General features: G+C 64.6%; 18 protein-coding genes, 2 tRNA genes and 1 pseudogene. 15 read left to right on the top strand and 6 right to left on the bottom strand.

From position 1 onward, the window contains the following. Nucleotides 1-19 precede the first annotated feature (19 nt). Nucleotides 20-2,440 (bottom strand): DUF1631 domain-containing protein, encoded by a 2,421-nt coding sequence (locus H7A13_03775; GenBank protein MCP5332461.1) that lies wholly within the window; start codon nucleotides 2,438-2,440, stop codon nucleotides 20-22. Nucleotides 2,441-2,627: 187 nt separating this feature from the next. Here H7A13_03775 and H7A13_03770 point away from each other — a divergent pair, with 187 nt between their 5' ends. Next, nucleotides 2,628-3,107, top strand: a complete 480-nt coding sequence (locus H7A13_03770) for an RDD family protein (protein ID MCP5332460.1) — start codon at nucleotides 2,628-2,630, stop codon at nucleotides 3,105-3,107. A 3-nt stretch (nucleotides 3,108-3,110) separates the two neighbouring features. Here the strand turns inward: H7A13_03770 and lptG are convergent, their stop codons facing one another. Next, on the bottom strand, nucleotides 3,111-4,178 hold the full coding sequence (gene lptG / locus H7A13_03765) for an LPS export ABC transporter permease LptG (protein ID MCP5332459.1): 1,068 nt from the start codon (nucleotides 4,176-4,178) through the stop codon (nucleotides 3,111-3,113). Further along, a complete protein-coding gene (gene lptF, locus H7A13_03760) occupies nucleotides 4,175-5,293 on the bottom strand; it encodes an LPS export ABC transporter permease LptF (protein ID MCP5332458.1) in 1,119 nt (372 codons plus the stop codon). The genes lptG and lptF overlap by 4 nt, the downstream gene beginning before the upstream one ends. Nucleotides 5,294-5,440: 147 nt before the next feature. On the opposite strand from lptF, the gene H7A13_03755 reads away from it, so the two are divergent. Both H7A13_03755 and H7A13_03750 read left to right on the top strand, forming a co-directional pair. Then, nucleotides 5,441-6,946, top strand: coding sequence for a leucyl aminopeptidase (locus tag H7A13_03755; protein MCP5332457.1), 1,506 nt, complete (start codon nucleotides 5,441-5,443; stop codon nucleotides 6,944-6,946). Beyond that, the gene (locus H7A13_03750; GenBank protein ID MCP5332456.1) at nucleotides 6,943-7,398 is read left to right on the top strand and encodes a DNA polymerase III subunit chi; all 456 of its coding nucleotides are present in this window, start codon (nucleotides 6,943-6,945) and stop codon (nucleotides 7,396-7,398) included. Before H7A13_03755 ends, H7A13_03750 begins: the two co-directional genes overlap by 4 nt. Before the next feature lies 1 nt (nucleotide 7,399). Here H7A13_03750 and queD read toward each other — a convergent pair whose 3' ends face one another. Then, on the bottom strand, nucleotides 7,400-7,756 hold the full coding sequence (gene queD, locus H7A13_03745; GenBank protein ID MCP5332455.1) for a 6-carboxytetrahydropterin synthase QueD: 357 nt from the start codon (nucleotides 7,754-7,756) through the stop codon (nucleotides 7,400-7,402). A 160-nt stretch (nucleotides 7,757-7,916) separates the two neighbouring features. Here queD and H7A13_03740 point away from each other — a divergent pair. The 4 genes from H7A13_03740 to H7A13_03725 all read left to right on the top strand — a co-directional run bounded on the left by H7A13_03740 (nucleotide 7,917) and on the right by H7A13_03725 (nucleotide 8,822). Next, nucleotides 7,917-7,992, top strand: a tRNA-Val gene (locus tag H7A13_03740). Between the two features lie 15 nt (nucleotides 7,993-8,007). Next, nucleotides 8,008-8,084, top strand: a tRNA-Asp gene (locus H7A13_03735). A gap of 169 nt (nucleotides 8,085-8,253) precedes the next feature. After that, nucleotides 8,254-8,538 carry a hypothetical protein gene (locus H7A13_03730; protein ID MCP5332454.1) on the top strand — a complete coding sequence of 95 codons (285 nt, stop codon included), beginning with the start codon at nucleotides 8,254-8,256 and terminating at the stop codon, nucleotides 8,536-8,538. Then, complete coding sequence (locus H7A13_03725; GenBank protein MCP5332453.1) at nucleotides 8,526-8,822, top strand: type II toxin-antitoxin system RelE/ParE family toxin; 297 nt, start codon at nucleotides 8,526-8,528, stop codon at nucleotides 8,820-8,822. The genes H7A13_03730 and H7A13_03725 overlap by 13 nt, the downstream gene beginning before the upstream one ends. Before the next feature lie 124 nt (nucleotides 8,823-8,946). Here H7A13_03725 and tadA read toward each other — a convergent pair whose 3' ends face one another. Continuing rightward, the gene (tadA, locus tag H7A13_03720; protein ID MCP5332452.1) at nucleotides 8,947-10,743 is read right to left on the bottom strand and encodes a Flp pilus assembly complex ATPase component TadA; all 1,797 of its coding nucleotides are present in this window, start codon (nucleotides 10,741-10,743) and stop codon (nucleotides 8,947-8,949) included. Between the two features lie 137 nt (nucleotides 10,744-10,880). Between tadA and argE the strand changes: the two genes are divergently transcribed. From argE to H7A13_03680, 8 genes and pseudogenes are all read left to right on the top strand, one after another. Then, the gene (gene argE, locus H7A13_03715; GenBank protein ID MCP5332451.1) at nucleotides 10,881-12,062 is read left to right on the top strand and encodes an acetylornithine deacetylase; all 1,182 of its coding nucleotides are present in this window, start codon (nucleotides 10,881-10,883) and stop codon (nucleotides 12,060-12,062) included. A 26-nt stretch (nucleotides 12,063-12,088) separates the two neighbouring features. Next, nucleotides 12,089-13,369 carry an amino-acid N-acetyltransferase gene (gene argA, locus H7A13_03710; protein MCP5332450.1) on the top strand — a complete coding sequence of 427 codons (1,281 nt, stop codon included), beginning with the start codon at nucleotides 12,089-12,091 and terminating at the stop codon, nucleotides 13,367-13,369. 1,036 nt (nucleotides 13,370-14,405) lie between these two features. After that, a pseudogene (locus H7A13_03705) lies at nucleotides 14,406-14,486 on the top strand (PEP-CTERM sorting domain-containing protein). A gap of 151 nt (nucleotides 14,487-14,637) precedes the next feature. Then, nucleotides 14,638-16,287: a peptide ABC transporter substrate-binding protein gene (locus H7A13_03700; GenBank protein MCP5332449.1), complete on the top strand. Its 1,650-nt coding sequence runs from the start codon at nucleotides 14,638-14,640 to the stop codon at nucleotides 16,285-16,287. A 56-nt stretch (nucleotides 16,288-16,343) separates the two neighbouring features. After that, on the top strand, nucleotides 16,344-17,276 hold the full coding sequence (locus H7A13_03695; GenBank protein ID MCP5332448.1) for an ABC transporter permease: 933 nt from the start codon (nucleotides 16,344-16,346) through the stop codon (nucleotides 17,274-17,276). Nucleotides 17,277-17,279: 3 nt separating this feature from the next. Continuing rightward, nucleotides 17,280-18,671 carry an ABC transporter permease gene (locus H7A13_03690; GenBank protein ID MCP5332447.1) on the top strand — a complete coding sequence of 464 codons (1,392 nt, stop codon included), beginning with the start codon at nucleotides 17,280-17,282 and terminating at the stop codon, nucleotides 18,669-18,671. A 3-nt stretch (nucleotides 18,672-18,674) separates the two neighbouring features. Continuing rightward, complete coding sequence (locus H7A13_03685) at nucleotides 18,675-19,700, top strand: ABC transporter ATP-binding protein (protein ID MCP5332446.1); 1,026 nt, start codon at nucleotides 18,675-18,677, stop codon at nucleotides 19,698-19,700. Further along, nucleotides 19,700-20,650: an ATP-binding cassette domain-containing protein gene (locus tag H7A13_03680; GenBank protein MCP5332445.1), complete on the top strand. Its 951-nt coding sequence runs from the start codon at nucleotides 19,700-19,702 to the stop codon at nucleotides 20,648-20,650. Before H7A13_03685 ends, H7A13_03680 begins: the two co-directional genes overlap by 1 nt. Nucleotides 20,651-20,653: 3 nt before the next feature. Here the strand turns inward: H7A13_03680 and cmoB are convergent, their stop codons facing one another. After that, the gene (gene cmoB / locus H7A13_03675; GenBank protein ID MCP5332444.1) at nucleotides 20,654-21,625 is read right to left on the bottom strand and encodes a tRNA 5-methoxyuridine(34)/uridine 5-oxyacetic acid(34) synthase CmoB; all 972 of its coding nucleotides are present in this window, start codon (nucleotides 21,623-21,625) and stop codon (nucleotides 20,654-20,656) included. Between the last annotated feature and the right edge of the window lie 4 nt (nucleotides 21,626-21,629).

Here is a 21,629-nt window from a genome sequence, read left to right as displayed (position 1 = left end):
CAAACATGGAGCAAGCCGCTCAGACTGCACCGGCCCTCCGACGCAACCGCCTGGAGAGCAGGTCATGAATGGTGCTCATCGCACGGTCGATCAGTGGCTCCTCGGCTTGGCGGATCACCTTGGCATCGCCACTCAACAGACTGTTGGCCAGCGAAATCAGCGACCTCACTCCGACCTGCTTGCCGTTTTGATCGACAAACATGTAACGCGATGTCAGAGGACTGAACCAAGAGAGTTTGCCGCGCTTTTTGTCACCCTGGGCATTGATGGTGAATTCAAACCAGGTGCCGAAGGGCACTTTGCGCAGCTCGGCAATGGCTTGCTGCAGCTCAGGTGAAAGATTGCCCGTCGAACTGGCCTCTGCCGCCCGCACTCTGTTGCGCTGACCAGGCGGTTTTTCAGCAACTGGCTGCTGTACTGCGACCTGCTCGGCGCGCGCCTCCAACGCACGGCTCTGCGCCGCGGCCAGTTCACGCAGCAGCTGTTTCGCTTCGCCCTGATACCCCCCCAGCAGCACAAACCCCTGCTGAATGGCTTCGTTCAACTCGGGAAGCTGCCGACGCAACGCACTCTTTTCCTCCTCGCTCACCTTGGGCGTGACGCTCCAGATGACATCATCGACCACCTTCAGCGTGTTGTGCCAGCTTGCACTCTCCGTTCCCTTGCGCAGCAGCGTGAAGACCAGAATGTCGACCCACGGCTGCTCAAGAAAACGGGTGACCGCCTCGGGCAGATCATGGCCCTCGGTGCGGCTCATCACCTCCTGCACCGCGCGGTTGCGGGCCGTGCGCAACTTCTCCTGCCCCTGCAATGTCTCCATCGCCCGCTTTTCGGCCAGGTCGGCGCGCTTTTCCAGCTTTTCGATGAACTGATTGAAATCAGCCAGGACCTCGTCGAACAGTTCGATCTCCAGCGTATATTCGAGCAGGATGCGGTCCACGATCGAACGCATCTTGGCAAACACGCCATGCTCCTGATCATCATCGATCAACCAATGTCCACCCGCCTTGGCCATTGCATTCAACAGCCGCCGAGCCGGATGGCTGGAGCGGGTGAAAAACTGTCGATCGAGCAGCGCCACCTTCAGGAAGGGGGTGTGCAGATGGCTCAACAGCGCCTTCACCGAATCGGGCAGATTCTCGTCGTTGAGCATGTACTCGAACAGCATGCCGACCAGGTCGATCAGGTCGGCATCGACCGTAGCGACCTGCCTCACCTCTCCGGCAATGCTGTTGAGCTTCTCGACCTGCTCCAGCAGCTGGCGCTTGACTGCTTCGACCGTCAGCAGTTGCGCATGGTCGACCTGAGCGGCAGATTGATACTGGTGATGCTGAATCTGATCGACCGTCTGCGCCAATTGGTGAGGCGTGTAACTGGCACCATCGCCCACCAGTGCCACGCCATCCGGGCGCATCGACCCCATGCTGCGCAGCGATGGCGCCGACATCAACGGCGGCGCTCCTGCCATGGCCGCTGATTGCCCCCCACCGGGCACCGCAGCCATCGCGGAAGACACGAATTGCACTGCGGGCATCGGCACCCCGCCTGTCGAATAGGCCAGTGCCGGATCCATTGCCGGGTGCGCAGCAGCCCCGGTCATCATCGCCATGGGCTCCGGGACCAAGGGTACCGGCTGCGCCAGCATCGACTGAACCTGGGCAAACAGCTCCGACGGCGATGTGGGACGGGCATCGAAACCGGAGGGCTGCGACACCCGCTCCTGAAGCGAATCAGATGCCTCAGCGCTCTCTTCGGTCGATGGCCGCTGCGAACTGCCGCTCGTTCCATGCAGACGGCGGACTTCAAAAGCCAGATTCGGCAGAATGTCCGCCTCGATCAGCAGGTCGTTGCAGCGGTCATACAGCCGGCCCAGCCTCTCGAGCACCTCGGTGCCGAAGGATTTCAAAACCAGTTGCCTGATCTCTTCGGAAAGATTGAGCAAGCGGACAGCACCACGGCAAGCCTCTCCGAGCCGCTCCGGGCCAAAGGGGTTGTCACACTCTTCGAGCTTTCGGCCCTGCGATAGGAGTGCCAGGCGCTGATTCAGGGCATGGATCGACTGATGGAACTGCGCATTGGCGCTTTGAACCATGTTGCCAATGATGATCTCTTCATTGAGCACATGTTCATCCACCAGTGACAGGCCACCGCCGGTCGCAGCCGGTCGCCCACCGATCGGCGGCAGTGGCTGATTGCGCGCAAACCGGTTGATCTGTTCGCTCACCCCCTCCAGAAAGTGCTCCGTTACCATCGGCCAGCGGAAACGAATCTCTCGCAAGTCATCAAAAACGGCGGCCTGCTCCTGGTTGCTGCGCGCCTGTTCGGCTTTTTCAAAGACCTTCTCTTCGATCTGTTCAAAGGTGCGCTGCACCGCTGAGGTGACCTGGCTGATCACCTCACTGCGCAATTGATCGATGAGTTGACGCTGGCTGAAGTGCATGACCAATCGCCCCAAAACCTCTCGTCTCGCTGCAGGCCTATTTACAGTGGCCAACTATAACATCCTTGCGGTTCCAGCAAGGCCGAAGACTCGACCCGAATGCCAACCGTCGGCGGCTTTTTTCGCCGATCGCAATTTTGCTACCATGCGGCGCCTCGACGACCCGCTCAGGAATCCCGGAACAGCAATGCCTCCCTCTTCCTATCCCCCGGCAGGGCTGCTGCGCCGCCTGGGCGCGATGCTCTACGACACGCTGCTGGTCGTTGCGCTGCTGATGTGTATCACTGCTGCCTACATCTTCATTGCGCTGCAACTGCAGGGCGATACGCTGGCCGCCGGCAAGGTGGCGGCGCGGGGGGCGCTCTATCAGAGCATTCTGCTGATTTCGACCTTCGGCTTTTTTGCCTATTTCTGGACCCGACATGGACAGACCCTCGGCATGCAGGCCTGGCGTCTGCGCATTCAGAACAGCGATGGCTCGACCATCAGGCTGCCCCAAGCGGTACTGCGCTTCTTTGGGGCACTGTTTTCGCTGCTCTGTCTCGGATTGGGCTATGGCTGGATGCTGGTCGACCGCGACCGGATGACCTGGCATGACCGGCTGTCATCTTCGCTGGTGGTCCAACTGCCCAAGCCGGAGAAGAAGAGGAAAAAGCGCGGCGGATAGCGTTCAGCCAGCGCGCCTCAACCAACGCAACGCAAACAGCAGACAGAGCAATGGTGGCAGTGCCGCCGCCCAGATCGGCGAAAACTGAAACACGATGCTGGCCGGCCCCAGGATGTTCTGGGCGAAATGAAACACCACGCCTACCGCAATCCCGGCAAAGACCCGCGTCTCCATCGTCAATTCGCGCAGCGGCCCGAAAACGAACGAAATTCCAATCAGCACCAGCGCCAGGGTTGCCGCCGGCTGAAACAGCCGCTTCCAGAATGCCAGCCAGTGCGGCGCCGACTCCAGCCGCTGCTGATCGAGGTGAACGGCATAGCGGTAGAGCTCGATGGCCGAAAGTCGATCCGGTTTCAGTGCCAGCACCTGCAGCAGCGCCGGAGTGAAGGTGCTTGGCCAAGCCTGTTGTGCCAGCTGCTCGCTCTGACTCTGCTCCGCCGTCAGCCAGGTGGCGGCCACCTGGTCGAGCTGCCATCGCCCCTCGGCGTAGGAGGCCCGTTGCGCATGACTGAGACGAACCAACTGGCGCTCCTGATCGAACTGGTAACGGGTCACACCCAGCAGGTCGCCCTGCGCGGTGATGGCACTGAAGTAGACGAAATCAGGACCATCACGCAACCAGGTCCCCTCGCCCGCACGCCCAAGGCCGTCGCCATTGAGCTGCGCTCGCCAGTTCTGTGCGGCCTGTTCGGCAGCCGGGGCCACCCACTCTCCCAGCAGGGTCGTCGCCACCATGAACAGCAATACCGGACGGCAGGCCGACCAGGCGATTCCCCAATTCGAGACACCCGCGCTGCCCATCACCACCAATTCACTCTGCCGGGCCAGGTTGCCCAGCCCGATCAGCACGCCGATCAGCAGACAGAACGGCGTCACCTCGTACAGTTGCCTGGGCGAGGTCATGGCCACGAAGAGCAATGCATCACTCAAATGGTAGTTTTCACTGAGATCTTCCATCTCCCCCAGCAACGCAAACAGCAGGTCGAGCCCGGCGATCACCAGAATGACGACCAGAGTGGTCTGCGTCAGCTGCCTGAACAGATAGCGGTTGAAACAGCTCAGCCTGCTCATCGGGTTGCTCTGGCTCGGCCACTTTGAAGAAAAGCGCGCCCGCTCCCGAGCAGACTCATCCATACACCGGCAGCGAGAAACAGCCCATGCACTGCCCAGATCACCATCGGCGGCAGTTTGCCCCGCTCGGCCGCCAGATCACGCAGCGTGGTGAGCAGAATCAGATAGGTGAAGTAGATCAGCATGGCGGGCAAAAAGCGGGCGAAGCGACCCTGTCGTGGATCAACTCGCGACAAGGGCAGGGCGATCAGTACCATGATCGGTGCCATCAGTGGGGGGGAAAGACGCCAGAGCAGTGTGGCCGCGGCGCTGGCTTCGTGGCTGTCGAACAACTGCGCCGTGGGGATCGAATCAAGCTTGCGGACCTGATATTCGCCAGTGGCAGTGGCGATGCGCAGCCCCAGTTCGGCAAAGTCGGTCACGCGCATCTGTGGTTCACCCGGCCAGCCTTGGTAGCGGGTCCCGGCCTGCAGATGCAGATAACGCTGCTCGGTGGCCGGGTCGTAGTCGAGTCGGCCAGCGGTGGCGACCACCACCACCGGTGCATCATCGACTGCACCCCTGTGCTGCGAGACATCGGCAAGGCGTTCAGCCACGAACACTTCGCGCAGATCTCCGTTTTCGCTCTGGCCGATGTAGATCACCCGTCCGCTGTGGGGGTCAGTCTGAAAGCGGCCACTGGTCAATGCATCGAACTGATTGCTGGCCAACTGCCGATGCAGCAGCTGCTCGGCCTTGGCAGCACCCCAGGGGTTGTACAGCAGCGTGACGGCGGCGGTCGCCACCATCGTCAGCAGTGCCGGCAACAGGGTGTAGAGCAGCAACCGCCGTTCGCTGAAGCCGCAGGCGGCCAGCGCGGTCATCTCGCGATCGACATGAAGCCGGCCATAGGTGAGCAGCACACCGAGAAAAAACCCGAGCGGCAGCACCACCTCGAGCACACCGGGAATGCGGTAACCGATCATCGCGAACAGCAGATCGGGCGCCAGCTTGCCACTGGCGGCATCGGCCAGATAGCGGCTCAGACGGCTGCTGATCACCACCAGCAGCAGAATCGAGCTGATCGCGACAGTGGCGCCAACCAGTTGCCGGAATAGATAGCGAAGTAGAATCAAAAGAGGCGTCGCACTGCCAGAGTGGTCGAAGAGCCGCCATTCTACACTGCATGGATTCAAGACGCTTGTTGGCGCCCGGAGGCTCGATTAGCATTGGTCGCCCTCGATACCATCCAGCCGTTTTCTCTTCCTCCTCCTGGAGTACCCATGGAATACAAGATCACCAAAGCCGCTCCGGAGCAGCAAGCCGCCGGCATGCTGGTTCTCGGTCTGCTGCCAAAACTGCAACCCAGTGCGGCAATCAAGCGGCTTCCACCACAGACCCAGGAGTGGATCGGCGCCATACTGAAACAGGGTGATCTGCCCGACAAGGCCGGCAAGAGCCTGCTGCTGCATCAGGTGCCCGGACTCAAGGCCGAACGGCTGTTGCTGCTGGCGCAGGGCGAAAAGGCGCAGATCAGCGCCAGGGATTTTCTGTCGATCATCAGAAGCGTGATCGGCCAAGCCAAGGCGACCACCGCCAAAAGCCTGCTGTGGAGCCTCGACGGCCTCGAGGTGGCGGGACATGATCAAGCCTGGATGGTGCGGCAGATCATCCTCGGTGCCGAAACGGCCCGCTACCAATACCAGGCCACCAAGGGCAGCAACAAGCCCGATGACAAGCAGAAATTGAAAAAAATCACGCTGCAACGCAGCGACCTGATCAGTCCATCGCAGTGCGAACAGTTGATCAATCAGAGCAGCGCGATGGCCCATGGCGTTGCCCTGGCCAGGGAGCTCGGCAACCTCCCGCCCAACCTCTGCACCCCCAGTTACCTCGCCGACCAAGCCAAGCAATTGGCACAGGCGCACGATGCGCTGTCACTCAAGGTGCTCAATGCCAAGGAGATGAAAGCCCTGGGAATGGGCGCCCTGCTGGCGGTCGCAGCCGGCAGCGCACAACCGCCCAAATTGATCATTCTCGAATATCGGGGCGCCACCGAAGACAGCGCCCCCCATGTGCTGGTCGGCAAGGGCATCACCTTCGACAGTGGCGGCATCAGCCTCAAACCCGGCGCAGCCATGGACGAGATGAAGTTCGACATGTGCGGCGCCGCCAGTGTGCTGGGCGTGATGCAGGCCATCGCCGAACTGAAGGCACCCATCAACCTGGTCGGCATCATCGCCGCCAGCGAGAACCTGCCCAGTGGCACTGCCCTCAAGCCGGGCGATGTCATCACCAGCCTCTCCGGCAAGACCATCGAAGTGCTCAACACCGATGCCGAAGGGCGTCTGGTCCTGTGTGATGCCCTCACCTATGCCGAACGCTACAACCCCAAGGCGGTGATCGACATCGCCACCCTGACCGGCGCCTGCGTCGTGGCGCTCGGCCACCATGCCAGCGGCCTGTTCAGCAACGATCAGGCGCTGACCGCAGCCCTGACCGCCAGCGGCGAAGCCACCCACGACCGGCTCTGGTCACTGCCATTGTGGAAAGAGTACGAAGAAGCGCTGGAGAGCAACTTCGCCGACCTGGCCAACGTCGGTGGCCGCTCGGCTGGCAGCATCACCGCCGCCTGCTTTCTCTCCCGCTTCACCGAGAAGTATCCCTGGGCCCACATCGACATCGCCGGTACCGCCTGGATCAGCGGTGGCAAAGAGAAGGGAGCGACCGGGCGCCCAGTGCCTGCCCTGCTCCACTACCTGCTGGATCAGGCGGAAGCGCAGCCCTGACGGTGTCCACCCAGGTCGACTTCTACCTGCTGGCCGAGGGCAGCCCGCATGCCCGCGACCTGTTCGTCTGTCGTCTGGTGGAGAAAGCCCATCGCCTCGGCCACGCCATCCTGCTGCTGATCAGCGATCAACCGCAGCGGGCAAAGCTCGACGCACTGCTGTGGAGTTTTCGGGCCGAGAGCTTTCTGCCGCATGGCGAGCAGATGGCCGATGAGGGGCAGCGAATCTTCCTCGACGACCGCATCCGGCTCGATCGCTGCGACGACCTGCTGATCAACCTGACCGATGCACTGCCCGGCGGCTTTGTCGGCTTCAACCGCGTGGCCGAAATCGTCACCAGCGATCCACTCCAGCGTGAGCTGTCGCGGCAACGGTTTCGCGCCTATCGGCAGGCTGGCATCCAGCCGGTCACCCACGACCTCACCGGCGAAACCAGACCCCAGCCGCGCTGAATCAGACGCCGCTGTAAATGCAGCCCGACGTGCAGGTCTCCTGCAGCTCGACGCGACACAGCGCCGGCAGCAGCGGCTTCAGCCGCTGCCAGATCCAGATCGCCAACTGCTCGCTGGTCGGATTCTCCAGCCCCGGAATCTCATTCAGATAGTTGTGATCGAGCTGCGCATAAAGCGGCGCAAAGCGTGCCTTGATCTCGGCAAAATCGATCAGCCAGCCGCTGACTGGATCGGGCCTCCCCTCCACCACGACGCGCACCCGGAACGAGTGCCCATGCAGCCGCCCGCATTTGTGCCCGGCAGGCACCGCCGGCAGCCGATGCGCCGCTTCGAAAACAAACTCTTTGTAGATCTCCATCGTCCAGCCCAGCAAAAGGGCGGCGATTATACAGTCGCGCCCGGCTGCCCTCTACGTTTCCGATCCGACCAGCCTCTTCGCTCATATTCGCTCATAACAGCCGAAGCTCCAATTGACAGAGAGGTGATTTTCCGTAGAATGCCCCTCTTCTTGCGCTGCTGGGTGGATAGCTCAGTTGGTAGAGCGTCGCCCTTACAAGGCGAATGTCGGGGGTTCGAATCCCTCTCCACCCACCAAGCGCGCACCGTTCCGGAGCGGTAGTTCAGTTGGTCAGAATACCGGCCTGTCACGCCGGGGGTCGCGGGTTCGAGCCCCGTCCGCTCCGCCAACCACGTCAAAAGCCCGCAAGCAGTTCACGCTTGCGGGCTTTTTCGTTTGCCGCACTGGGCCACTCCAGCAGCGCCGCACGATGCACACTGCGGGCAGTGGCGCCGGACCAATCTGTCGCGATTTCCCAAGCGATGTTACCATGGTGACACCTTCCCTGAGGCCCGGCCATGTCTACGACGTCATTAAAAATCCCTGATGATGTAAAGCAGCTTGCTGTCGCTGCCGCCAAGCAGCAAGGCATCACCCCGCATGCGTTCATGGTTGATGCAATCCGCACCGCTGCTGCAAATGCGCAAAGGCGGGCACGGTTCGTGACCGATGCAATCGCTTCGCGAGAAGAAGCCATCAAATCTGGCGAGGGATACGCATCTGAGGATGTTCATGCTTATCTGCAAGCCCGCGCACAAGGCAAGTCTCTCCCCAAGCCAAGAGCCCACTCTTGGCGCGCGTGATCTACACCGCGCGAGCGCTGGCTGATCTTGATCGACTCACTGACTTTCTCGTCGAGGCTGATCCAGAAAGCGCTGTACAGACGGTGGGGCTCATCACCGAAGCGATGCAAGTCCTGGCAAACCATCCACTGATCGGACGCCCTGCGGAGCAGGCGTTGCGAGAGCTTGTCATCTCTCGCGGCAAGTCTGGTTACCTTGCGTTATACAGCCACGAGGTGGAGCAGGACATCGTTCTTGTTCTTGCCATCCGGCATCAGCGCGAAGCTGGCCATGTACCGGAGTAATGACGAATCGCAAAGGGAAAGGAAAAATGGACTCAGACTCGAACTGTTTTCCTCCGCCCACCAGAATCAGGCACGCACCCAACACCCCCTTTGCTGATCAGAGGAGCAGCCTGCGCTCCCGGTCTCAGCCGCGCATCTCGTTGGGCGTGACCCGCAGCACCTCGGCGACGGTGGTGAGGCCGGCCGCCACCTTGCGGGCGCCGGAGAGGCGCAGCGTGTGCATCCCCTCGCGCAGTCCCATGTGGCGCAGGGCGGTCAGGTCGCACTGGGCGGTGATCTGCTCTCTGACCAGATCGCTCAGCGTCAGAATTTCGTAGATGCCTTCACGGCCGAGAAAACCGGTTTCGCGGCACTCCAGACAGCCGACCGGCACGCACATCCGCGCCGGTGGATTGACCTTGAAGGGGTGGATCAGTGCCTGCCAGGCGTCGAGATCGAGCGGTTCGGCCCGTTTGCAGTGCGGACAGAGTATCCGCACCAGCCGCTGGGCCATGACGCCAATCAGCGTCGCCTTGACCAGGTAGGGCGGCACGCCCAGCTCGAGCAGGCGGGTGACGGCGGTGGGGGCGTCGTTGGTGTGCAGCGTCGACAGCACCAGGTGGCCGGTCAGCGCGGCCTGGATCGCCATCTCGGCGGTTTCGAGGTCACGGATCTCGCCGATCATGATGATGTCCGGATCCTGCCGCAGCAGCGCACGGACGCCGGAGGCGAAGCTGAGGTCGATGTTGTGCTGCACCTGCATCTGGTTGAAGGTGGGCTCGATCATCTCGATCGGATCTTCGATGGTGCAGAGGTTGACCTGGGGGGTGGCGAGGCGCTTGAGGCTGGAGTAGAGGGTGGTGGTCTTGCCCGAACCGGTCGGGCCGGTGACCAGCACGATGCCGTTCGGCTGGTTGATCATCCCCTCCCAGCGGGTGAAATCGTCGGCGGTGAGCCCAAGCTGGGCGAAGCTGCGCAGCAGCACTTCGGGGTCGAAGATGCGCAGCACCATCTTTTCGCCAAAGGCGGTCGGTAGCGTGGAGATGCGCAGCTCGACCTCGTTGCCGGCCGGGGCGCGGGTCTTCAGCCGGCCATCCTGCGGCTTGCGTTTTTCGGCGACGTTGAGCCGCCCGAGCGCCTTGAGCCGGCTGGTGACGGCAGCGGTGACCGCGCTGGGGAATTGATAGACGGTGTGCAGCACGCCATCGATGCGAAAGCGCAGGTTGCCGACGTCGCGGCGCGGCTCGATGTGGATGTCGCTGGCGCGCTGGTCGAAGGCATATTGCAGCAGCCAGTCGACGATGTTGACGATGTGCTGGTCGTTGGCATCGGGCGATTTCAGTTGGCCGATTTCGAGCAGCTGTTCGAGGTTGCCAAGGCCCGGATGGCTCGGCCCGGCGCCGCGCGCCGAGGCGCTGTTGACCGAGCGCGCCAGCGTGTAGAGCTCGACCGACAGCCGCTCGATCTCTTCGGGGTTGGCCACCACCCGGCGAATCGGCTTGCGCAGCACATGGGCGAGGTCGGGCTCCCAGCCCTGCACCAGCGGCTGGGCGCTGGCCACCACCACCTCCTGCGGCTGGACCTCGACCGCCAGAATCTGGTGGCGCTGCGAGAAGGCGAACGACATCACCTCGGTGATGGCCGCCACATCGATCTTCAGCGGATCGATGTGGTAGTACTGCTGGTCGGGAATCTGCTGCGCCAGCCACTGCGTCAAGGTCTCCAGATCGAGCGTCCGGCCACTCTGCTGCGCATCGCCATACTGCTGGCGGGCAATCCAGACCAGCGGATGCAGCGCCACGGCAGCCTGATCGCGCGGTTTGCCGAGCGCCTGCTCGAAGTCGGACCGGCTGAGCCGACCCTGCGCCTGCAATGCTTCGAGCAGCCGGCGCAGATCGAGCTTCCGGTCGGCCGACTGCGACAGCGATTCACTCGACTTCATGGGCACGGGACCTTGCAATGATGAGGGCATGAGCGGGCAGCTTAACCAATGAGCCTGCTGCAAGTGTAGCGCCGCGGCGCATGGACCGCCCGCACCAAACTGGGCAGAATGGCGACATCCATCGGCCGGAATCCACCATGCGCCTGCGCCACCTGCCCTCACTCACCGAACAGCTCGCGCAACTGGTCGCCACCCCGTCGGTCAGCGCCACCAGCGCGGCGCATGACCTCGGCAATGGCGCGGTGATCGAGCTGCTGGCCGACTGGCTCGACCGCCTCGGCTTTGCCATCGAAGTGACCGAGGCCGGCCGCGGTCCCGGCGGCGCCGCCAAGCGCAACCTGATCGCCACCCTCGGCAGCGGTCCCGGCGGCCTGGTGCTGGCCGGCCACACCGACACCGTGCCCTGCGACCCTGAACTGTGGCGCTCCGATCCGTTCCGGCTGACCGAGCGCGAAGGCCGTCTGCATGGCCTGGGCAGCTGCGACATGAAGGGCTTCTTTCCGCTGGCGATCGAGGCCGCACGCCAGTTTGCCGGGCAGAAGCTGAACGCGCCGCTGATCATTCTCGCCACCGCCGACGAAGAGAGCAGCATGTGCGGCGCCCGCCAACTGGTCGCGCTGGGTCGGCCGCGCGGCCGCCACGCGGTGATCGGCGAACCGACTGGCCTGCGGCCGGTGCGGCTGCACAAGGGCATCACCATGGAGTCGGTGCGGGTGGTCGGTCAGGCCGGCCACTCCTCCGATCCGGCGCTGGGGCGCAATGCGATCGAAGGGATGCAGCAGGTGATCACGCTGCTGCTCGAGCTGCGCGATGAGCTGGGCGCGCAGTTCCACAACTCGGCCTTCGCGGTGCCGACGCCGACGCTCAACCTCGGCTGCATCCATGGCGGCGACAACCCCAACCGCATCTGCGGCGACTGCGAGTTGCAGTTCGACCTGCGCCTGCTGCCAGGCATGCAGATCGACACCGTGCGGCAGATGATCGGCGAGCGGCTCGACCGGCTGAGCCGGCAGCTCGGCATGCCGATCGACTTTCAGCCGCTGTTCCCCGGTCTGCCCGCCTTCGAGACCGCCGCCGACGCCGGGCTGGTGCGACTGCTGGAGCGGCTCACCGGCCACGCCAGCGAGGCGGTCGCCTTCGGCACCGAGGCGCCCTTTCTGACCGAACTGGGGCTGGAGACGGTGGTGTTCGGCCCCGGCGAGATCGACTGCGCCCACAAGCCCGATGAGTTCCTGGCGCTGGATGCCATCCGCCCCTGCGTCGACCTGCTCACCGATCTGATCGGCCAGCTCTGTCTGGCCCCCGCCACCACCCGCTGAAGAGAGAGGCCGTGAACGGCAGCGACATCGACTATGTAAAGTGGTTCCGCCACTCATCGCCCTACATCAATGCCCACCGCGGCCGCACCTTCGTGCTGATGCTGAGCGGCGAGACCGTCGCCCACGCCAACTTCATCCACATCGTGCAGGACATCGCCCTGCTGAACAGCCTCGGCGTGCGGCTGGTGATCGTCCATGGCGCGCGACCGCAGATCGAGGCGGCGCTCGAACAGCGCGGCCTGCGCAGCCAGTTCCATGACCACCTGCGCATCACCACCCTCGAGCTGCTCGAAGCGGTGAAGCAGGCGGTTGGCATTCTGCGCAGCGAGATCGAGGCGCTGCTGTCGCAGTCATCGCAGCAGCGGCTGCGGCTCGGCGTCATCAGCGGCAACTTCGTCACTGCCAAGCCGCATGGCGTGCATGACGGCATCGACTTTCACCACACCGGCGAGGTGCGCGGCATCGACCATGCAGCGATTCACCGCCATCTGGCAGCGGGCGAGGTGGTGCTGCTGTCGCCGCTCGGCTACTCGCCGACCGGCGAAATCTTCAACCTCTCGTTCGAGCAGGTGGCCGCCGAAACCGCCATCGCGCTGCGCGCCGACAAGCTGATCGCCTACAGCGAAAAACCGGGCGTGCTCGACCGCGACGGCCAGTTGCTGCGCGAACTGACGCCGAGCGAGATTCGCCAGCGGCTCGATGACGCCAGCCTGACATCGAGCCCGGCGCTGCGTGGCTGCCTGCACGCCTCCAGCGCCGGCGTGCAGCGCAGCCACCTCATCGGCTTTGGCGAGGATGGCGCGCTGCTGCGCGAACTCTTCACCCGCGACGGCGCCGGCACGCTGATCAGCCATGAGCGTTACGAGAAGATTCGCCCGGCCCTGATCGACGATGTCGCCGGCATCATCGAGCTGATCCGCCCGCTCGAAGAGGATGGCACCCTGCTGCGCCGCTCGCGCGAGCGGCTCGAAGAGGAGATCGGCCAGTTCAGCGTCATCGACCGCGATGGCAGCGTCATCGGCTGCGCCGCGCTCTACCCCTTCAGTGATGGCCACAGCGGCGAACTGGCCTGCGTCGTCGTCCACCCCGACTACCGCAGCGGCGAACGCGGCGACCTGCTGCTCGAGCAGATCGAAAAGCGCGCCCGCCAGCAGGGCATCGCCCGGCTCTTCGTCCTCACCACCCGCACCGCCCACTGGTTCCGCGAGCGCGGCTTTGTCCCGGCCACCGTCGACGACCTGCCGGATGAGAAGCGCTCGCTCTACAACTACCAGCGCAACTCGCAGGTCTACTGCAAGGGGTTGTAGGCAGGGTTGCCCGGATCACTCCCTGCTGAAATTCGACCCGGGCGTGGTGCGCTGCAACAGCCCACCGCCTGTCAACATATTTTACACTTTGCTTAAGACACCACCTCAAAAAACCTTATGAGTCTTGAAATTTTTAACACAACATATTGTAATAAAAAAGAAAAATAACCATTTTATTCAGTGTGGCACGGTTAGTGCTTATATGACTGCTGAGTGCGGTACGGTGGCAAATCAAACCTGATGACATCGTGGCCTCTCTTGGGCGGGATCCATTCCCAGAGTCAAGTAACTGAGGAGCAAAAAAATGGTAATCAAAAAAGCAGCACTGTCGCTTTCGGCCATGCTGATTGCAGCCCCTGCAATGGCCGGCGTGATGTTCACGAATGGCGGTTTCGAAAATGGCAACCTGGATGGCTGGCAGTTCTCGTCAGACGGCGGAACGGCAAGCTACGTCTCCGCCACCGCTGGCGCCACCTCCTTTGCCTCGTCAGGCAATGGTGGTCTCTCTTCGAATCTGGTGACTCCGGGCGCCGATCCAATCGTCGGCATCAACCGGACCTACGGCGGCAGCTACGGCGTGCGTACGGGTGACTCACTGGCCTGGGGCTATTCCGGCGGCGGCACGATCTACAACCGCATTCGCCAAACGGCCACGGTGGCCGCCGAAGCCGATGGCTCGGCCGGTTTCCTCTACTTTGCCTGGGCAGCGGTGGAAGAGATCTCTGGCCATTCCACGACTTCGACGCCGTTCTTTCAGGTCTCGGTACGCAACAACACCCAGAGCAGCTCCATTTACAATGTGCAGCACTATGAAACCGATGGCGGCGCCTGGGTCACTGCCGGCGGCTGGAAATACAGCGCCAACAGCAACCCGAGTGACCCGCTCGGCTGGAACGTGGTGGGGCTGGACCTCGCCGCACTCGGCGTGAATGTCGGTGATTCGCTGACGCTGGAAGCCATCGCGCGTGACTGCACCCCTTCGGCACATGCGATGTATGTCTATCTGGATGGTTTTGGAGGCACACCACCCGTCCAGGGCGTGCCCGAGCCCGCCAGCCTGGCGCTGATGGGTCTGGGTCTGGCCGGCATCGGCATGGCCCGACGCAAGAAAGCCTGATCCTCTCAGGTTTGCCCAAAAGGCCGGCGCCATGGCGCCGGCCTTTTTGTTTGCGCCCTCCACAACGGCTGCGACAGAACATTGGCCGGGCCGCCCTGTGGCCTGTCGCCCGAGGATCGTTCAATATGCGCGCTGGTTCTGCTGTGAGCGCATGATGTCGAAAAGAGAGCAGTTGCCACCCCCGCGGGTGTTGATCAAGGCCATGCTGGCCCCCCTCTGGCTGCTGTGCTGCACGCTGCTGGCGCCGCTGGCGATGGCCGATGCGGTCGATGCTGCCCGGCAGAAGATCACGCTGCTGCTGGGGCAGGAGCCGCCGTCGCTGAACAGCATCAAGGCGACCGACCAGGTGAGCTTCTTCATTCTCGGCCACACCCACGAGGGGCTGCTGCGCTACGACGCGCAGGGCCAACTGGTCGGCGGCGTGGCCCGCGACTGGAAGCTGGATGAACGCAGCGCCACCTTCTGGCTGCGCGACGACGCGCGCTGGAGCGATGGCCAACCGGTGACCGCGCATGATTTCGTCTTTGCCTGGCAGCGGGTGGTCGATCCGGCCATGGCCTCCGAGTATGCCTCGATCCTCTATCCGATCAAAAACGCCAAGGCGATCAGCGAGGGCAGGCTGCCGCCGGAGCAGCTCGGCGTGCGGGCGCTCGATGAGCGGACGCTGCAGGTCGATCTGGAGCAGCCGACCGCCTACTTTCTGCAGCTCACCGCCTTTGGCGTCTACCTGCCGATTCGCGAGGATTTCTACCGCGCCCAGGGCACCCGCTACGGGGCGGAGCAGGATCGGCTGCTCTACAACGGCCCGTTCCGGCTGGCGCGCTGGGTGCACGGTGCCCGGCTGACGCTGGTGAAGAACGAGCAGTACTGGAACCGGGCGCAGACCGTGCTCAACGAGATCGACCTGCCCTATGTCACCTCCGATTCGACGGCGGCCTACAACCTGTTCAAGGACAACAAGGTGGCGCTGGTCGGCCTCAGTGCCGAGGAGCTGAATGACGCACTGAGGCAGCGGGTGAAGATTCGCATCTTTCCGGCCGGGTCGCTGTTCTACCTGGAGTTCAACCACCGCGCCGGGCGCATCACCGGCAACCGCCATTTCCGTCGGGCGATCCAGCGGGTGGCCGATCCGCAGGAGCTGGTCAACCGCGTGGTCGGTGTGCCTGGCACGCTGCCGGGGCGGTCGCTGTTTCCGGTGTGGATCAAGGGGGTGAATGGGAGTTTTCGCAAGGAGTTTCCCGCCCCCAGGGTGACAATCGACCCGAACCAGGCGCGGCAGGAGCTGGAGCTGGCCCGACAGCAGCTCGGGCTCGAGCGCTTTCCGCCACTGGTCTATCTGACCGGCGACTCACCGACGGCCGCCAAGCAGGGCGAGTACCTGCAGAACCTGCTGCGCACCCAACTGGGGTTGGAGCTGAAGATCGACAAGCAGATCTTCAAGCAGCGGCTGGCGAAGATGCTGGCTGGAGAGTTCGATCTGGTGGCCGCCGGCTGGGGCCCCGATTATGATGACATCATGACCTTCGGCGACCTCTTTGCTTCCTGGAACATCAACAACCGTGGCCGCTATGCCAACCCGGACTACGACCACTGGGTGGCGGTGGCGCGCGATGCCACCGATCCACGGCTGCGAATGGAGGCGATGGCGGCGCTGCAGCGGCTGGTGATCGAGGATGCGGTGATCATTCCGCAATATGAGAGCGGCAGCGTCTACCTGCAGCACCGCCAGTTGAAGGGGGTGGTGCGGCGGGTGATCGGCACCGACCCCGACTTCACCCAGGCACGGGTGGTGGCGCCATGATCGAAGCCGCGCTGCCGACCCCGGTTCACCCGCTCGCCAGGCGCAGGGGCTGAACCATGCACCGCTATCTGCTGCGACGTCTGGTCGAAGGGGTGATCACCGTCTGGTTCATCGCCACCGCCACCTTCTTCGCGATGCATCTGGTGCCGGGCGATCCACTGCTGAACGACAAGGCGGTGCCGAAGGAGATTCGCGCCAACCTCGAACAGCACTACGGACTCGACCAGCCGCTGCCGGTGCAGTACCTGCGCTATCTCGGGCAGATGGTGCGCGGTGACTTCGGCATCTCGTTCACCCAGAAGAACCGCGCGGTCAACGACATCATCCGCGAGCACTTTCCGGTCTCGGCCAGCCTGGGACTGGTCGCGCTCGCCATCGCCGCCGCCGGCGGCATCCTGTGGGGCGCGCTGACCGCCCGCTACCGCGGCCGCTGGCCCGACGCGCTGATCATGCTCGGCGTGATCGTGGCAATCTCGGTGCCGGGTTTCGTGGTGGCGGCACTGGCGCAACTGGCGATCGTCGAGCTGAATCGGCTGGCCGGCCGGTCACTGCTGCCGGTGGCCGGCTGGGGCGAGTGGCGCCACTTCATCGTGCCGGCGCTGGTGCTGGGGCTCGGCACCATGGCCTATCTGACCCGGCTGATGCGCTCGTCGATGCTGGAGGTGATCCATGCCGACTACATCCGCACCGCCCGCGCCAAGGGGCTCGGCGAGGCGCGCATCTTCTTTCGCCACCAGTTGCGCAACGCGATCCTGCCGGTGATCACGGTGCTCGGCCCGGCGGTGGCCGCGATCACCACCGGCGGCTTCGTCATCGAACTGGTGTTTGCGATTCCCGGCCTCGGCCGCTACTTCGTGCAGGCGGTGCAGCAGCTCGACTACACGGTGATCATGGGCACCACGGTCTTCTATGGCGCCTTTCTGGTCTTCATGGTGATTGCGATCGACATCCTCTACGGCTTCATCGATCCACGGATCCGGGTGGGCTGACGGATGGCCGGTCCGCTTGCCGCCGACGACTTTCTGCCGCTGCCGCCACAGCCGGCGATGGAGCGCGCGGTGCGCCCATCACGCTCCTACTGGCAGGATGGCTGGCGGCGGTTGCGCCAGAACCGCAGCGCCTTTGCCGCCTTGGGGCTGGTGCTCGGCCTGCTGCTGTTCGCGCTCGCCGGCCCACTGCTGTGGCCGGTCGATCCGGCCGCACAGGATCTGGAGCAGTTGTCACGGCCACCAACCCTCGGCGAGCGCGCGCTGCTGGTCGACCTCTCCAGTGAGTGGAGCGGCACTCCGGCCGCCGAATCAGAAGTGGGCGCCCCGCTGCCTGCGGCCCGGCTGGGCAGAAGCAGTGCATTGAGCGTGGTCGGCAGCCCCACCAGCCAGTCGGTGCGGTTGCAGTGGCAGGCGGTACCGGGGGCGCGCGGTTACATCCTCTACCGCACCGACCACCCGCCGATGGAGGGCGACGACCTGGGGCTGCCGCTGGTGCGCATCATCGGCGGCAGCGAGGTGAGCCATGAGGATCGGCTCAACCCGCAACCTGGCCGCCACTACTACAGCGTGGTGGCCACCGACGGCGTCGACGAGGCCGATGGTTATCGAACCCTGGCGGTCGAGGTGCAGCTCGGTCTCACGCTCGATGAGGCCCGGCGGCGCGGCCATGAATTGCCGGCTGGCGCCAGCGTGACCCTGGCGCCCCACCCGCTCGGCACCGACTACCTGGGGCGCGACCTGCTGGCACGGCTGATCCATGGTGCGCGCATCTCGCTCTTCATCGGTCTGACCGCGCCGCTGCTGTCGATCGTGATCGGTGCCTTTTATGGCGGCGTGGCCGGCTATCTGGGCGGCCGGACCGATGCATTGCTGATGCGCTTTGCCGACTTCGTGGTGGCGCTGCCCTTTCTGCTGTTCATGATCCTGTTCCGCATCGGCTTCGGCATCGGCCCCGGCGAGAGCGGCATCGCGCCGCTGCTGCTGGCGATGGTGCTGCTCGGCTGGCCCGGCACCGCGCGGCTGGTGCGCGGGCAGATCCTGCGGATTCGCGAAGAGGGCTATGTGCAGGCAGCACGGCTGATGGGGGCTGGAACCCCCTATCTGGTGCTGCGCCACATGCTGCCCAACACCATGGGGGTGATTCTGGTGTCGCTGACCTTTGCCGTGCCCTCGGCGATCTTCACCGAGGCCTTTCTGTCGTTCATCGGCATGGGCGTGGCACCGCCGACGCCATCCTGGGGCTCGATGTGCAACGATGGCATCAAGACCATGCTGACCCATCCGCACGAGCTGCTGTTCCCGGCACTGGTGATCAGCCTGACCGTGCTGGCCTTCAACCTGCTGGGCGACGGCCTGCGCGATGCGCTCGACGCCCGTCTGCGCGGCCGGGAGTGAGCGATGGCTGAACGGCTGCTCGAGGTGACCGATCTCGCCGTCGACTTTGCCAGCGATGGCGGCCGGGTGCAGGCGGTGCGCGGCGTCGATTTCGGCGTCGAGGCCGGCAGGACGCTGGCGATCGTCGGCGAGTCGGGTTGCGGCAAGTCGGTCACGGTGCAGGCGCTGATGGGGCTGGTGCCGATGCCGCCGGGTCGCATCCTGCGCGGTTCGGCCCGCTTTTTCGGCGAGGATCTGCTCACCCTTGCACCGCGCCGCGCCAACGCGCTGCGCGGCGCCCGCATCGGCATGGTGTTTCAGGATCCGATGACCTCGATGAACCCGACCATGCGGGTGGGCGATCAGATCGCCGAAACCCTGCGGCTGCACCGTGGTCTGAGCCCGGCTGCTGCCACGCGTCAGGCGGTCGAGCTGCTGGAGCAGTGCCGCATCCCCGATCCGCAGCGGCGCGCCCGCAACTACCCCTTCGAGTTCTCCGGCGGCATGTTGCAGCGGGCGATGATCGCGATGGCGATCGCCTGCCAGCCGGCACTGCTGATCGCCGACGAGCCGACCACCGCGCTCGATGTCACCATTCAGGCGCAGATTCTGCGGCTGTTGCAGGCGTTGCAGGCCCGCACCGGCATGGCGATGATCCTGATCACCCATGACCTCGGCGTGGTCGCCCGCATGGCCGACGAGGTGGCGGTGATGTATGCCGGCCGCATCGTCGAGCGCGGCAGCGTCGAGTCGATCTTCCGCCGCCCGGCCCACCCCTACACGCTGGGGTTGCAGCAGGCGATGCCCGATCCGGCAAGCCGCGCGCCACTGCGGGCGATTGCCGGTGCGCCACCCGACCTGTTCCAGCCGCCCACCGGCTGCGGCTACCACCCGCGCTGCCCTCATGCACTGCGCATCTGCCAGCGCGAGGAGCCGCCGCTGCAACCGCTCGACGCCGATGTCAGCGCCCGCTGCTGGCTGCACCATCCGCAGGCGCCTGCCGTCGCGCCACTCCATCAGCCGCTGCGCGACGACCAAGGATCACCCTGATGGCCCTGCTCGAAGTCCGCGACCTCAGCCGCTGGTTCGATCTGGAACGCCAGCGCCGCCTGCTGGCGGTCGATCGGGTGTCGCTGACGCTGCAACCGGACGAAGTGGTCGGGCTGGTGGGCGAGAGTGGCTCCGGCAAATCGACCCTCGGCCGCTGCCTGATCGGGCTGCTGGAGAAGAGTGCCGGCGAGGTCTGGTTCGACGGCGAACGGCTGCCGGCGCGCTACCGTACCGAGGATTTTCGCCGCCATGGCAGCGCGATGCGGATGATCTTCCAGGACCCCTACTCCTCGCTCAATCCGCGCATGACGGTGCTGGAGATCGTCGGCGAGGGGCTGCGCCTGCAGGGCGAACGCGACCGTGGTCGCATTCGTGACCAGGTGGCGCACTGGCTGCAACGGGTCGGGCTGTCGGCCGAGCAGATGGGCCGCTACCCGCATGAGTTCTCCGGCGGCCAGCGGCAGCGCATCGGCATCGCCCGCGCGCTGATCAGCCGCCCCCGTTTCGTGGTCTGTGACGAGCCGATCTCCGCGCTCGATGTCTCGGTGCAGGCGCAGGTGGTCAACCTGCTGGCAGCGCTGCGCGCCGAAATGGGCCTGACCCTGCTGTTCATCGCCCATGACCTGTCGATGGTACGCCACCTCTGCGACCGGGTCGCGGTGATGTACCTGGGCCAACTGGTCGAGCTGGGGCCGACCGAGCAGCTCTTCAGCCAGCCACGCCACCCCTACAGCCGGCTGCTGATCGAATCCAACCCGATTGCCGACCCGCAACGTGAGCGGGCACGGCAGCTTCCGCTGATCCAGGGCGAGATGCCCTCACCGATCGATCTGCCCCCCGGCTGCCGCTTTGCCGGTCGCTGCCCACAGGCGCTGCCGATCTGCCACCGCGAGCCGCCGGTGGCGCGCCCGGTCGATCCGCACCACTGGCGCGCCTGCCACCTCGACTGAGGCTCAGCGGCGCGCCACTAAGAGCGCACGCCGTGGCCGCGGATGGCCCTCGATGGTCAGCGTGGTGTCGGCAGGGTCGAGAAAGTCGGCCAGCGATTCGAAGCGCATCCAGTCGGTGCGCCGCTGTTCGTTGTGATCGGTCAGCGAGACATCGACCAGTTCGACATCACGAAAACCGCAGCGTCCAAGCAGGTTGCCCAGCGCCGCGACACTGGGAATGAACCAGACGTTGCGCATCTTGGCATAGCGCCCCGGCGGCAGCAGCAGGGTCTGCCGATCACCCTCCACCACCAGAGTCTCCAGCAGCAACTGCCCGCCGGGACGCAGCAGCTGCCGCAGCCGCTCCAGATGCTCGACCGGCGAGCGGCGGTGGTAGAGCACCCCCATCGACAGCACGATGTCAAAGTTCGCCTCACCCTCGGGCAGCGCCTCCAGCGCCAGCGGCAACACCCAGGCGGTGCGCCGAGGAAGGTAACGCGCCACCGCCCAATATTGCAGCGTGAACAGCAGCCCCGGATCGATGCCGACCACCAGCTCGGCACCGGCCAGCGCCAGCCGCCAACTGTAGTAGCCATTGCCGCAGCCGACATCGAGCACACGACGGCCCACCAGCGGGTCGATGGCACGCTCGATGCGCGCCCACTTCAATTGGCAGCGCCACTCGCTGTCGACCTCGACGCCAAACAGATTGAACGGCCCCTTGCGCCAGGGATGCAGCGCCAGCGGGCCACTGCGTAGCCGTTCGGTTTCGGCGGGCGACAGCGGCTGCGGGCTGCTCAGGCTGACGGCGCCCCGGTCGATGCCGAGCTGCGCTGACTCCACCGCTGGCAGATTCTCGACCGCTGCCTGCCAGCGCGGCAGATCCCCATGGCGCGCAGCGTGCCACTGTGCCGCGGTGGCCTGCTCGATGGCGCCACACCCGTCCGCCGGCAGAGCACGCGCCAGCGGCGCCCACAGCTTTTCGTAGTCGATCAAGGCC

Source organism: Pseudomonadales bacterium (genome assembly GCA_024234215.1).
Classification (GTDB): domain Bacteria; phylum Pseudomonadota; class Gammaproteobacteria; order Pseudomonadales; family UBA5862; genus JACKOQ01.
The sequence above is the reverse complement of the archived record's forward strand: the minus strand, read 5'-3'. Positions and strand labels throughout refer to the sequence as shown.